14 protein-coding genes and 1 pseudogene are annotated in these 13,320 nt (G+C 48.1%); 7 read left to right on the top strand and 8 right to left on the bottom strand.

The features are described 5' to 3' along the window. Nucleotides 1–173: 173 nt before the first annotated feature. Both PH256_RS05245 and PH256_RS05250 read left to right on the top strand, forming a co-directional pair. A complete protein-coding gene (locus PH256_RS05245; protein ID WP_087182849.1) occupies nucleotides 174–1,562 on the top strand; it encodes an ABC transporter substrate-binding protein in 1,389 nt (462 codons plus the stop codon). Nucleotides 1,563–1,677: 115 nt separating this feature from the next. After that, complete coding sequence (locus tag PH256_RS05250) at nucleotides 1,678–1,890, top strand: hypothetical protein (protein WP_442866650.1); 213 nt, start codon at nucleotides 1,678–1,680, stop codon at nucleotides 1,888–1,890. Between the two features lie 113 nt (nucleotides 1,891–2,003). On the opposite strand, the gene PH256_RS05255 is transcribed toward PH256_RS05250, so the two are convergent. Next, nucleotides 2,004–3,302 carry a tyrosine-type recombinase/integrase gene (locus PH256_RS05255; RefSeq protein ID WP_002586625.1) on the bottom strand — a complete coding sequence of 433 codons (1,299 nt, stop codon included), beginning with the start codon at nucleotides 3,300–3,302 and terminating at the stop codon, nucleotides 2,004–2,006. A 107-nt stretch (nucleotides 3,303–3,409) separates the two neighbouring features. Continuing rightward, a complete protein-coding gene (locus PH256_RS05260; RefSeq protein ID WP_225363674.1) occupies nucleotides 3,410–4,084 on the bottom strand; it encodes a helix-turn-helix domain-containing protein in 675 nt (224 codons plus the stop codon). A gap of 172 nt (nucleotides 4,085–4,256) precedes the next feature. On the opposite strand from PH256_RS05260, the gene PH256_RS05265 reads away from it, so the two are divergent. Both PH256_RS05265 and PH256_RS05270 read left to right on the top strand, forming a co-directional pair. Next, the gene (locus PH256_RS05265) at nucleotides 4,257–4,472 is read left to right on the top strand and encodes a helix-turn-helix domain-containing protein (protein WP_002586623.1); all 216 of its coding nucleotides are present in this window, start codon (nucleotides 4,257–4,259) and stop codon (nucleotides 4,470–4,472) included. 258 nt (nucleotides 4,473–4,730) lie between these two features. Further along, entirely contained in the window at nucleotides 4,731–6,143 is a 1,413-nt protein-coding gene (locus PH256_RS05270) for a MobA/MobL family protein (RefSeq protein ID WP_225363507.1), read from the top strand. Nucleotides 6,144–6,196: 53 nt separating this feature from the next. Here the strand turns inward: PH256_RS05270 and PH256_RS05275 are convergent, their stop codons facing one another. The 6 genes from PH256_RS05275 to PH256_RS05300 all read right to left on the bottom strand — a co-directional run bounded on the left by PH256_RS05275 (nucleotide 6,197) and on the right by PH256_RS05300 (nucleotide 9,068). After that, a complete protein-coding gene (locus PH256_RS05275; protein ID WP_074141147.1) occupies nucleotides 6,197–6,364 on the bottom strand; it encodes a cysteine-rich KTR domain-containing protein in 168 nt (55 codons plus the stop codon). A 1-nt stretch (nucleotide 6,365) separates the two neighbouring features. Then, nucleotides 6,366–6,758 carry an arsenate reductase ArsC gene (locus tag PH256_RS05280; protein ID WP_270913263.1) on the bottom strand — a complete coding sequence of 131 codons (393 nt, stop codon included), beginning with the start codon at nucleotides 6,756–6,758 and terminating at the stop codon, nucleotides 6,366–6,368. 2 nt (nucleotides 6,759–6,760) lie between these two features. Continuing rightward, nucleotides 6,761–7,135 carry a thioredoxin family protein gene (locus tag PH256_RS05285; protein WP_033125794.1) on the bottom strand — a complete coding sequence of 125 codons (375 nt, stop codon included), beginning with the start codon at nucleotides 7,133–7,135 and terminating at the stop codon, nucleotides 6,761–6,763. A gap of 18 nt (nucleotides 7,136–7,153) precedes the next feature. Then, complete coding sequence (locus PH256_RS05290) at nucleotides 7,154–8,167, bottom strand: permease (protein WP_270913265.1); 1,014 nt, start codon at nucleotides 8,165–8,167, stop codon at nucleotides 7,154–7,156. Between the two features lie 88 nt (nucleotides 8,168–8,255). Then, complete coding sequence (locus PH256_RS05295) at nucleotides 8,256–8,564, bottom strand: ArsR/SmtB family transcription factor (protein WP_270913267.1); 309 nt, start codon at nucleotides 8,562–8,564, stop codon at nucleotides 8,256–8,258. Nucleotides 8,565–8,690: 126 nt separating this feature from the next. After that, nucleotides 8,691–9,068: a TnpV protein gene (locus PH256_RS05300; RefSeq protein ID WP_270913269.1), complete on the bottom strand. Its 378-nt coding sequence runs from the start codon at nucleotides 9,066–9,068 to the stop codon at nucleotides 8,691–8,693. A 255-nt stretch (nucleotides 9,069–9,323) separates the two neighbouring features. Here PH256_RS05300 and PH256_RS05305 point away from each other — a divergent pair. From PH256_RS05305 to PH256_RS05315, 3 genes and pseudogenes are all read left to right on the top strand, one after another. After that, a pseudogene (locus PH256_RS05305) lies at nucleotides 9,324–9,938 on the top strand (carbohydrate ABC transporter permease); the annotation flags it as partial. Beyond that, nucleotides 9,935–10,780, top strand: coding sequence for a carbohydrate ABC transporter permease (locus PH256_RS05310; protein WP_058963917.1), 846 nt, complete (start codon nucleotides 9,935–9,937; stop codon nucleotides 10,778–10,780). The pseudogene PH256_RS05305 and the gene PH256_RS05310, both read left to right, overlap by 4 nt. A 79-nt stretch (nucleotides 10,781–10,859) precedes the next feature. After that, nucleotides 10,860–13,304 carry a glycoside hydrolase family 3 protein gene (locus tag PH256_RS05315; protein WP_270913272.1) on the top strand — a complete coding sequence of 815 codons (2,445 nt, stop codon included), beginning with the start codon at nucleotides 10,860–10,862 and terminating at the stop codon, nucleotides 13,302–13,304. The last annotated feature ends 16 nt before the right edge of the window (nucleotides 13,305–13,320 follow it).

Here is a 13,320-nt window from a genome sequence, read left to right on the forward strand (position 1 = left end):
AAGAAAAGTGGGAGATAAGATTTGGGAATGCATAATGGACAAAATCTAGTCATGAATTTGATATTATTTGTTTGATTATAATATATTGGATAAGAGCAGGACGGTATAATAATAGTACGATAACGGATTCGGTACTCCACGCAGGGGTATCAAAAAAATAGGAGGTTTTTAGCATGAACAAAAGAGTAGTTTCTCTGCTGGCAGCAACTGTAGTTGGTGCCAGTGTGCTGACCGGTTGCGGCGCCGGAGCAGGTGCATCCGGCAGTACTGTAAGCGACGGTACTTCGGCGGAAGGTGCGGTCATCAATATCTATAGCTGGAACGATGAATTCCGTACCCGTTTGGAGGCCATCTACCCGGAAGTAGAAAGTACTTCTTCTGATGGTACTGTTACCAAGCTCAAGGATGGCACCGAGATCCACTGGATCATCAACCCCAATCAGGATGGCGTATATCAGCAGAAGCTGGACGAGGCACTGCTGAATCAGGCATCGGCTGCAAACGATGATAAGGTGGATATTTTCCTTTCTGAAACCGATTATGTGTTCAAATACACCGATGCGGATGCAGATGTAGCTATGCCTCTGGAGGATCTGGGCATTGATCCTGCAACTGATTTGGCTGACCAGTATGAGTTTACCAAGACCACTGCTTCGGACCAGAATGGCGTACAGCGCGGTTCTACCTGGCAGTGTTGCCCAGGCCTGTTGGTGTATCGCCGCGATATTGCCAAGGATGTTTTCGGTACTGATGATCCCGTAGCAGTAGGCGAAAAGGTTAAGGACTGGGATACTTTGAAGGGAACTGCAGAAGAACTGAAGGCGAAGGGTTACTTTACGTTTGCCTCCTATGCAGACACCTTCCGACTGTATGGCAACAGCATCTCCGCTCCCTGGGTGGCTGCCGGTGAGACTACGGTTAAGGTAGATCCGCAGATCATGAACTGGATCAATGATTCCAAGGAATGGCTGGATGCGGGATATTTCGATAAGACGGTTAAAGGGCAGTGGAATGATGACTGGAATAAGTCCATGAGCTCCTCCTCGAAGGTATTTGCTTTCCTGCTGCCTGCATGGGGCATCGACTTTACTCTGAATCCCAACTGGGATGGCGAAAGCGGAATGTGGGGCGTGACCAATCCCCCGCAGGAATATAACTGGGGCGGTTCCTACATCCACGCAGCCACCGGCACTGACAACCCGGAGCATGTAAAGGACATCATTTTGGCGCTGACTGCCGATAAGGATAACCTGCTTAAGATCTCTCGTGATTACATGGATTTCACCAACACGGTCAGCGGCATGCAGGAAGCTGCCACGGACGCATCCTTTGCTTCTGAGTTCCTGGGTGGCCAGAACCCCTATGAGTACTTCGCTCCTGTGGCGGAGAACATCAAGATCGCGCCGCTCTCTTCCTACGATCAGGGCTGCGTTGAGCTGATCCAGAATGCGTTCAGCGATTACTTCCAGGATAATGTGGACTACGACCAGGCAAAAGCAAACTTTGAGACTGCGATCCGGGAGCGTTATCCTGACGTTACCGAGATCCAGTGGGCGGAGTAATATAGCTACTGGTAACCCCAAATTGAAAATGGCTGCCGCACTGATAATACAGTGCGGCAGCATTTTCCCGAAAAGGAACGGTGAACTATGAAAAAGAAAAATAATCATCTCAGCTATGCCAAATGGGGCTATTTGTTTATCCTTTATTGGTTTGGAGAATTATGCTGAGTTGCTTCGCTCCGATATGATCGGCTATGCTGGAAATACCCTGATTCTGTGGCTCATTGGTTTTGTGCCTCAGATTGTCATTGCGTTGTTGCTGGCCAATTGGTTTACAGATATCCGCATTAAGATTCGCGGAATGCAGGTGTTTAAAATTAAAATTTAACTATCTAATCCTCAAAAACCATTGATTTTTCAAGGCTTCACGCCTGTTTTTCATTCAAACCTTATCTGTTTGCCCTTGTTTTTGCCCTTACGAGCCGAAACAAGGGCAACTTTTTATTCCCCGCCGACCACCTTATCCAGCAGCCTTGCGGAAGTGCGCTTCGCTTCCCTTGTAGAGTGAGCGTAGATGTTCATTGTGGTACTGACATCGGAGTGTCCGAGAAGTTCCTGCACATCTTTCGGCTTTGCGCCGCCGGAAAGCAGATTGCTTGTGTAGGTGTGACGGAGCGTGTGGAAATGGAAATCTTCAAGCCCTTTCACTTTCTTCTTTGCCGCCCTGCACATAATCCCTACCGTACTCGGCGCTTCATACGCCCCGTCTGCTCTCAGGCAGACAAAGGAGATTTCCTTGTAATCCTCCGGGACTTCCTCTGTCCTTTGCAGGCTGTAAACCTCATAATAGGTGCGCCCTTTTTCCTTTACTTCTTTGTAGTAGTTCAGGTGATAAAACTCCCCGTAGCGGAAACGGTTTTTGCGCTGTTCTGTTCTCGCCGCCCGCAGGATTGCCGCCAGCGTGTCGCAGAAATCAACGGTGCGGACTTTGCTCCGTTTTGTCGTTCCCACTTCGGTTGTGTGCCTTGTTCCGTTATAGCGCATGCTTCGGCGTACCGTGAGATATTGTTCCTCAAGGTTAATATCCTGCCAAGTCAAGCCGCATACTTCCCCGATACGAAGCCCCGTGTAGTACGCTATCTGCACAGGCAGCAAGGCGGGATTATCTTTTGCCTTGAGAAATTCCTCCAGCTTTTGGAACTGTTCATGGGTGATAGTAGGAATACTGGAAGTATCTTCCTCACTGTCCGAGAAAATATCCGTTTCCTGCTTCCTGCCCCTCAGCTTCACATACTGCATAGGGTTAAAGGTAATCAGTTTTTTCGGGAAAACCGCAAAGCGGAAGGAATTTTGCAACACCGCCGAGAACAGGAGCATATATCCTTTGCTCATGGGCTTTGAAGTTGTCCCGTCCGGGTTTGTCCCACCGTAGCTCAGAAAATCAATGAACGCCTGCAAATGGTCGGCGGTCACGGTTTTCAGCTTGCGTTTGCCAATGGGATATTGCTTGATACGGTTGACCGTTCCCTGATAGGACATGACCGTCCCGTTGCTTAAGTTGCCGGGTTTCAGTTCTTCCTCTACCCACATATCCAGCATATCGCCTACCGTGATGTTTTCCGCTTTCCCGACAAACTGCTTTTCCTCATAGTCCGCTATCGCTTTGCGGAGCATGGCTTCTGTTTCCGCCTTGCTCTCTGTGCCTGCAAACTCTTTCTGCACTTTTCTGCCGCTTTCATCTTCAATATAAAAGCGTCCGTACCACTTTTTGCCTTTCTTTCTTACAGAACCTTTTGCCATAGATAAAAAACTCCTTTCTATCCGTGGCAATCGGGACTGTGACATATGGTGTGCGTAAAGTAATTGTGTCACTTCCGCCAGTGAAAGTCAACTGGCGTCTTTACTTGTCAAGGTGCCACGGAATTTTCTTTTTCGGAAAGCCTTTCTTCGGCTTCCTCCACTATCCCGAAAAGTGCGCCCATCGACATTCTTGTGCGCCCCTCATCGTGGATATGTAAAATCCCGTCTAAAAACCGTTTCATATCCTCAATCGGTACTTCCATCTTCTTGCGGTATACCTGTTCCATGATTGCCCCGGACTCTATGGCGTACCGTCCAAGAGACTCTTTCAGCCCTTTGTCCTCCGCCACACGGTCAACTTCCTCCATAGCATCAGCAAAGTAGCAGGTCATAACCGTATACAGGTCAACCATCTTGCCGAGAAATGTCGTGAGAAGCTGCTGGTGCGGCTCGCCCTTTACTGTATAGGAAACTGTGTCCAGATATTTCCTGATGTGTTCCTCAATATCCCGCTGGCAAAGAGTATAGGTGTCATATTCCTTATCATCGGAAAGACCTGTCAGCCATTCGGGAGTTGTGAGCAACGCTTCCGCAAGACCGTTGATAACCATTGTGCGCTTCGGATCAACTCCGTCCGCTTCATACCGCTGAATGGTGGATTTGTTCACGCCTACACGCCTGCCAAGTTCCGGCATGGTAATGTTTAACTCTGTGCGGCGTTCCTTAATCCTCCTACCGACCTGTTTTGCGGTGAATGTGGTTTCTTTTTTCAAGGTGTTCACCTCCTGACTGGTATCAGTATAACACGCCGATGCTTATTTTGCAACCTTTATCTCAATGAAAGTTGTAAATAAACTATGAATGGTTGCAAAATAGGTTGACAAGAGATGGCAGAATAAGTATAATGATAAAACAGTAGTTGCAAAATGAGTATTCTAAAAGGAGGTTGATAGAATGAGCGCAGTCAAAATGGGACTTACCATAGAGGAAGCCGCAGAATGTACGGGTATCGGCAGGAACACCATGCGGAAGCTGGTGGAATGGGGAAAGCTGCCCGTCCTCAAAGTGGGGCGCAAGACCATTATCCGCAGGGACACGCTGGAACGGTTTCTGACGGTCAATCAGGGAAGAAATCTTCTGAAGCCCGATGATGTCCGCAGAGTGGAATGACCATCCATTCTCTTTTCGGAAAGTAACCCTAAGCCCTCGGCGTTTGAGAGCGAAATACACCCCTCGCACAAATCTTCGATTTGTACTCCGGGTATTTCGCCCTTGCAGGGGGCTTCCGTATCAACCGCCTGCGGCGTATGATACGGGGCTGTCACCGCTGCCGCAGCGACAGCCACAACCGTAAACGGTTGCAAAAAAAGGACGCACCTTGACAACAGAAAACGGAGATGATGTATGCCGAGACACAGTTTTATCCAGATGTCAAAACTGCCCAATGTCAAAGGGCGAATATCGTATATTACAAGCCATGCAAGGCAGGAAAATCTCTATGCCACCTACCGCACCGCCGACAGCACCTTTTGGAGCAACCTTGCAAGGGAAAGCCAGCAGGAGTTTCAGCGCAGCGGCACAGAGGGCAAATGTATCGAAGCAAGGGAACTGATTATCGCCTTGCCCGAAATCTATACGCAATACGAGCCGCAGCAGGTACTCACGGACTTTACAGAGGAGTTCCGCAGGCGGTACGGTGTGGAGTGCGTGTCCGCCCTCCACCACAACAAGCGCAAGACAAATTATCATATCCATCTGATTTTCAGCGAGAGGAGGTTGCTCCCCGAACCTGATGTAAAGGTTGCTTCCCGCAGCGTGTTCTTTGACGAGACTGGAAAGCGTGTCCGCACCAAAAAGGAAATCACGGGGGAGGACGGGCAGATACGGAAAGGCTGTACCGTCATCAAAAAAGGCGAGGTATACGAAAGCCATCTGTTTACTACCAAAGATACACGCTTTAAGGGAGAGCCTTTTCTCCGAGAGATAAAGGAAGTGTATACAGAACTTATTAACTGCCATATCTCCGATCCTGAGCAGCACTTAAAGGTATTTGATAAAAACAGCGTCTATCTTCCGGCCAAGAAAATCGGCAAAAATAATCCCAAAGAGGACGAAATCAAAGCCGATAATGCCGCAAGGCAGGAATGGAACAGGACAGCGGATATGGCGTTATTATCAGGTATCTCCGAAGCAAAGATTTTAGAAGTCAAGCAGACAGAGATACACGAAAAGGCGAGCCAGTCTATCAAAAGCAAGGGCTGGCTGCCGGGTCTGTTCCGCAGTATCGTAAACAAGGCTAAGGACTTCCTGCAAAACTTAATCCGTGAACACGATATGCCGCCGAAGCCTGTCCTTGAAATAGATATGGCAGAGTTCCGTACCATGCAAAAGCTGATGATAAAGGCGCAGGATAAGGCGAAAGAAATCCGGCATTTGCAGGATACGGTACTTCCGAAGCTGAAACAACAGCTTGCCGATACAAAAGGGATTTTCAAGGGTAAGGAGCGCAAGGCGCTCACAGAGCAGATACAGCGGACAGAAAAGGAAATCGCTGAAAAGCTGGATAAACTGCCCGATGTTCTGAAAGAGGACGGTTATCCCGATGTGCAGGCGTACATGGCAACCTACCGTAAGGCGGAGGCTGTTGTGGAGCAGTTCAATCGTGACCTTGCCGCATGGGAGCAACAGGTCAGGGAAAAACAGAAACCCGCCAAAAAAGAGCAGGCAAAGCCGCCTGAACGAGAGAGCGTGCTGAAACGCCTGCGTCAGCTTCAGGCGGAGGGTAAGCAGAGAAACCAGCCGAGACAGAGAAAGAAATCCTTTGACAGAGACAGCCGATAGGCACGAAAAACCGCCGCTATGGTATCACCCATGCGGCGGCATACATAAAAATCTTATTTGTGTTCTGCAAGCGTGACTTTCATATCCTGAGCATTGATGCTTGTTTCCTTTTTGCACTTCGGACAGTAGAGAGGGAAGTTTCTTAATTCTGTATCTTCCCGTATCATTGTGCGAGTTTTATTGCCGCAGATAGGGCAATATATCCATTCTGTGGCTTTCATGTTACTTTTCTAATTTCAAGTCTTTTATTTTTTGAGATATTCTCTCAATGACCTGTATAAAACATTCATCACTTTTGCCCGTCGGATCGGGAAGACCCCAATTATCATCAAATGCTCTACCGATATAGGGACAGCCGACATCACACCCCATTGAAATCGCAATATCAGGCGTGGGGATTTTATCAATCGTCTTGCTATACTGGCTTTTCTCCATATCTATCCCATAAAGCTGTTTCATAAGCCGCACAGCATCCTGATTGATTTGTGGTTTTGTTTCTGTTCCAGCAGAATAGAAATCAAACTTATCTCCCGCCAAATGTTTTCCAAGTGCTTCTGCAATCTGACTGCGGCAGGAGTTGTGAACACAGATAAAAGCGATTTTCTTCTTACTCATAATCAAAATCCCAACTTATGCAACAGAGCAACTACATCAGCGGCTTTCAAAACCTTGCCCATAGCAACAACCTTTTCATTGACAACAAGAGCAGGTACACTCATAACGCCATATTCCATAACCTTTTTCAAGTCCGTAATATATTCTACTTCTACGGAAATCCCCATTGCTTTAACGGCGGATTGTGTGTTCTCATAAAGAGCATGACAACACCCTGAACCTAATACCTTGATACAGCAGATTTCTCCCTCTTTCAAATCAGGACAGCAATCGTTTGTAATGCTTTCTGCTTCGCTGGCAGCACAACCACAGCTACAAGCGCAAGCAGGTGTTTTCTTTTCTTCTTCCTTTTTCTTTCCAAAATTAAATAATGCCATAATAATAACCTCCTAAAATTAAACAATTAAATATTGTATTGCGTTGAAAAGATAGCCTACAATAATAATACCAGCGGCACATATTCCAATGAAAATACCGAGCAGTTTCGGCTTAACTGCTTCGCGAAGCATAATTATTGAAGGGAGCGAGAGCGTTGTAACGCCCATCATAAAGGAAAGCACAACGCCGAGCAAAGCACCTTTTGCAAGCAGGGCTTCTGCAATCGGGATTGTACCGAAAATATCCGCATATATCGGAATACCTACTATCGTAGCAAGAATTACGCCAAACGGATTATTTTCGCCAAGTGCTTTGACAATAAATTCTTCAGGAATCCAGTTGTGAATGAAAGCACCAATGCCCACGCCGATCAGAACATAAGGAGCAACCTTTTTAGCGGTTTCAACAACCTGTTCCCACGCAAATTTCATACGGTCTTTGAAATGCAGCTCCTCCTGCGGAACATCAATTGAGTGACCGTTTCGGATATATTCTTCCACTTGATTATCGAGGTGCAGCTTTTCAATTATCGTTCCGCCAGCCACAGCGATTACTAAACCGAATATTACATATAAAACAGCAACTTTCCAGCCGAAAATACTCATCAGTAAGACAAGGCTTCCGAGGTCAACCATCGGCGAAGAAATCAAAAAGGAGAATGTAACTCCAAGTGGTAAGCCTGCGCTTGTAAATCCGATAAACAGCGGAATAGAGGAACACGAGCAAAACGGTGTTACCGTACCGAGCAGAGCTGCGATGATATTCGCCCATATGCCGTGAAATCTGCCGAGTATCTTTTTTGCTCTTTCGGGCGGGAAATAACTTTGAATATACGAGATAATCAAAATCAAAACGCCAATCAGTACCATAATTTTTATGGTATCATAGATGAAAAACTGAATACTTCCTCCTATTTTGCCCGTGGTATCTAAACCGCAAGCGTTCAAAAATGTTTCAATGAGGCGATTCAGCCAGTTCATACCGAGGACTTCATTTTGAAAAAAGTCCCAAATTGTTTTTAGTGTCTCCATAAAAAGCCCCTTTCATATAGTTATATTGAAATATGTCGATTTATTGTCCCGAATATAAGCCGTGCGGAAAAGCAATCAATAAACTTCCTCAGTTTTCACAGCACGACTTGTTTTCGCTTTCAACATCAAGTGTTGTCAACTGCCGCAAACATTCTTTTGCCTGCTCCGCACCTTTTTCTGAAATAGAATAGTGTGTCCATTTTCCCTCTTTGCGCCCGACAACTATTTCAGCGTCACAAAGAATTTTCATATGGTGGGAAAGTGTGGGCTGCGTGACATTGATTTCTTCCAGTAGCTTACAGGCGCATTTTTCACCTGAACGCAGCAGTTTTATAATCCTAATGCGGTTTTCATCACAAAACGCTTTGAAAATTGCCGCAATTCTTTTTTCATCCATCTCTCTCAATCACCTCCCATAGATAAATGTCTATGTGTTATTATATGCAACACATAGAAAAATGTCAATATATTTTTTGATTTAAGTGATACAGCGGTAGGAAAACTAAGTCCTACCGCTGTCTTCTTATGCAAAGATGATTTCTTTTTCCACAATCTCCTTTGCACACGCCCGTATGTTATTCATTCTCTGTGTCCATTCCAAAGCGTTTTCCGCCTTTAACTGCTCCGTAATACCCTGCGCCCGTTTCATCTGCTCTGTGAGCCTTTCCATGCACTCCTGCGCCTGCCTGTCGATGTCAGCAAGGTAATTGTTCAGCCTGCCGCTTGTGAACAAGGTTATGTAGGTGGCTCGGCGGTATTCTTTCAGATACCGCAAGTGCCGCTGTCCCCACAAACCAATAGGCTGTTCTTTTTCGGCTGGTAAGATAAGACATGGGATATAATAATCTCCTTGCAGTTCATACCACAGACCATTTTTATCATCGTAAATGTACTTGTCCATTGAAAAATCCTCCGTTATAATATATTCGCACATACATCACAGTTCTCCGATTGCCACACTTTGTTATATCTTGTTATGAGATTTTCTTGCCCTTGTATTTGCCCTTATGAGCAATGAGGGAAAGAGTAAACTTGTGTGTAACCGTATAAAGAGATAAGGCAGACACATTGCGATAAATCCTTTATTTTCAAGGCTTTTGGAGGATTTTATTAAAACACTGTAACCTCTGTTGAGAGGTCATAATTTACTGATATTCAAATTATTATTTATCTGCCGAATCTGATTATGGCGTCGGCATTTGCCATGCTTTTCTTTGCGCTGTTTTCCACCAATGGCCCCATCAATTCGATTTTGCTGTCTGTGGGAATGGTTTCTGAACCGATCGATTTTATGGGCACTGCGTTCGGTACCCGTTCGCTGATCGGCTTGATGAACTTCCTCATGTGGTTTGGCAACACGACCATTATGCTGATGGCTGCCATAATGAGCATCAGCCCGGACATTTTTGAGGCTTGCGAGTTGGATGGCTGCGGCAGTGTAAAGCGCTTTTTCTATATTACCTTGCCGCTGATCCGCCCGATTCTGGCGTACACACTGATTACCTCCATCATCGGTGGATTGCAGATGTTCGATGTGCCGCAGATCCTGACCAACGGACAGGGCAATCCGAACCGCACCTCCATGACGCTGATCATGTTCCTGAACAGCCATTTGAAGAGCCGTAACTATGGTATGGCTGGTGCGCTTTCGGTCTATCTGTTTATCGTCAGCGGCGTTCTGTGCTTCTTTGTCTATCGCATGACGAACGGTAAGGATAAAACAGGCACGGCGCGGGCCGCCAAGAAAGCAAAAGGAGGCAGCAAAGCATGAAACATAAAAAAGGTAATTTGGGCGAAACGATCCTCGCTTACTTTATTTTGATCGTGCTGTCCTTTCTGTGCCTGTTCTTCTTTTACATCTTAATCGTCAACGCCACTCGCTCTCATGCGGATCTGCAGAAAGGGTTCAGCTGGCTGCCCGGCAACTATTTTCTGGAAAATCTGAAAAGTGTGGCGAATGACGGCAGCTTCCCCATGTTCCGGGGAATCCTGAACAGCCTGATCGTCTCCACCTGCACGGCGGCATTGTGTACTTATTTTTCGGCGCTTACTGCTTATGGACTGTATGCCTATCAGTTTAAGCTGAAAAAAGTTGCGTTTACATTTATTATGGCGATTCTGGTCATGCCCACACAGGTCACAGCCATGGGTTTCTTGCGCTTGATGACAAACATTGGGCTGTATGATTCGCTGCTGCCGCTCATCCTGCCTTCGGTGGCGTCTCCGGCTGTGTTCTATTTTATGTACAGCTACCTGGAGTCCTCGCTGCCGCTTTCGCTGGTGGAAGCGGCGCGGATCGATGGTTCTGGCGAATTTATGACCTTCAACCGCATTGTGCTGCCGATTATGAAACCTGCGGTAGCGGTGCAGGCTATCTTTACCTTTGTGGGCTCTTGGAATAACTACTTTGTTCCTGCCCTGATTATTCAGTCGAAGGACAAGATGACGGTTCCCATCCTAATTGCCACATTGCGCGGCGCTGACTATATGAATTTTGATATGGGCAAGATTTATATGATGATTATGGTGGCGATCGTTCCGATCATTGTGGTTTATCTGCTGCTGTCCAAATACATTATCGCCGGCATCACGCTGGGCGGCGTGAAAGAATAATCCCCGGCAAAAAGACCGTCATAGTATACAACACTATGGCGGCCTTTTGTGTATTCATATTTGAGAGGAAGTTTGTTTTATGGTAATAACGCATAATTTTAGCGGCAGCCGGGATGCGGCTCCTGCTGCGCGAGAAATTTGTCACGCCGCACTGGCGAGAAAAGCAGCAGCATCTGGGATCGTACTGCTGAAAAATAATGGGATCTTGCCACTGGCGGCAACGGCGCCAATTGCGCTGTTCGGAAACGGTGCAGGGCATACGGTAAAGGGCGGAATCGGCTCCGGAGATGTGAACAATCGGGAGAATATCTCGATTTATGAGGGCCTTAAGGCGGTTGGAGTGCCTCTGACCAGTGAATCATGGATAGAAGACTATGAGAAACGGTATATGACGGCGCGCTTTCAGTGGAGAGACAAAATTCTGGAAGATGCAAAAAAGGTGGAAAATCCCTTCGATGCCTATGCAGACAACCCTTTTGTGTTTCCGCAGGGGCGAGACATTGAACCGGAAGACTGGCGGGGGGCCGCTGCTGCGGTGTATGTGATCAGTCGCATTTCGGGAGAAGGAAAGGATCGAACCGCACAGGAAGGCGATTATCGGCTGAGCGAACAGGAGCGGGAAGATCTTCGCAGGTTAGATGCGGCAGAACTTCCGGTGATCCTGCTGATCAATGCGGGAGGTCCGGTGGAGCTGACCGACCTGATGGAGCAGATGCACCATCTGGCGGCGATTCTGCAGATTTCTCAGCTGGGTCAGCAGGGAGGAGCTGCCGTTGCAGATGTTCTGCTTGGGAAAGTGGTCCCGGAGGGGAAACTTACTGCCACCTGGGCACGTCGTTATACGGATTACCCCAGTGCAGATACATTCGGGGCGTGCAATGGCGATTTGGAGAAAGAAATTTACACAGAGGGAATCTATGTGGGCTATCGCTACTTTGATAGTTTTGATATACAGCCCTTATTCCCGTTTGGCTACGGACTGTCCTACACCGAGTTTTCGGTAGAGTTTGAAGGGGTGGAGGCTGATGCGCATGCTGTTCGGGTGGCAGTTAAGGTGAGCAATACCGGCAAACTTTATGCGGGCCGTGAAGTGGTTCAGGTTTATGCAGCTTGCCCGCAGAACGGGGGCGCAAAGGAATACCGGCGTTTGGTGGGCTTTGCAAAGACGCAGCAACTTGGACCGGGGGAGACTCAGTGTGTAACGATTGCGGTGGATGCGAAGCAGCTGGCTGCCTTTTCTCAGGAAAAGCAAGCGTGGATCCTGGAACAAGGCGTGTATACTCTTTTTGTAGGCAATAGTAGTGTGAACTGTAAGCCCTGCGCCCACCTGAAGGTGGAGACAGAAAAGGTGCTGGAGCGCACACATCCGATCTGCCCGGTGCAGCATCCCTTTGAAGAACTGAAATGTGCTGCGCCTGCAATGGAGAAGGCGGCGCTGGCCACACAGATGAAACTGCCGTGCGTTCGGTTCAACCCTGAGCCGGAGGAGAAGGCGCAGGCCGCAATAGTCCCGCTGGCAGACGGCCCGGTGGAGGAGTTGATCCCTCTGCTTTACGGCAATATCACAAAAGGCGCCAGCACCTTGGGTTCCGCGGGAATCCGCGTGCCTGGTTCTGCGGGCGAGACGTCCGAGGCGCTGGAGACATCCCGTGGGGTTCGGTCGCTGATTATGGCGGATGGCCCTGCCGGTCTCCGGCTGCGCCAGAGCTATCAGGTTGATCGGGATACGGGTGAGGTGATTCCCACCGGAGTATTGGGGTCCTTGGACAACGGATTCTTGGATGAGCCGAAGCATCATGACAATGCGGACACCTACTATCAATTCTGTACGGCATTTCCGGTGGGCACGGCGCTGGCTCAAAGCTGGGATCTTGAACTTATGGATGAATTCGGGCGGGCGATTGCCGCGGAAATGGAGGAATTCCATATCGATCTGTGGTTGGCCCCGGGACTGAATATTCACCGGAATCCACTCTGCGGACGTAATTTTGAATATTATGCGGAGGACCCGCTGCTGTCCGGCATGATTGCGGCGGCGGTGACCCGCGGCGTGCAGCATGACGGCAGCCGAGGGGTGACCATCAAGCATTTTGCGTGCAACAACCAGGAGGATCACCGAATGGGCGTGGATGTGCGTGTTTCGGAACGAGCGTTGCGAGAGATTTATCTGCGAGGATTTGAAATTGTGGTCAAGGCGGCAGCTCCGGCAGCGATCATGACTTCGTATAATCGTATCAATGGTGTGCAGGCGGCGAACAGCAGAGATCTGTGTACGGTGGTAGCTCGTAAGGAATGGGGATTCGACGGACTGATTATGTCTGATTGGAACACCACCGTTCCCGCAGATGGCAGTATTCCCTGGCAGTGTGCGGCAGCAGGAAACGATGTGATCATGCCAGGAAACCCGCAGGATGATGCAGATATCCGGAAAGCTTTGAGGGAAGGCGTCCTGAAAGAGGAAGAGGTGCGTGCTTGTGCAGGCCGTTTGATTGAGCTGTCCCAGCGGTTGAGTCAGGGAAGATAAATAGGAATCAATGCAG

Source organism: Allofournierella sp. CML151 (assembly GCF_027853465.1).
Classification (GTDB): Bacteria; Bacillota; Clostridia; order Oscillospirales; family Ruminococcaceae; genus Allofournierella.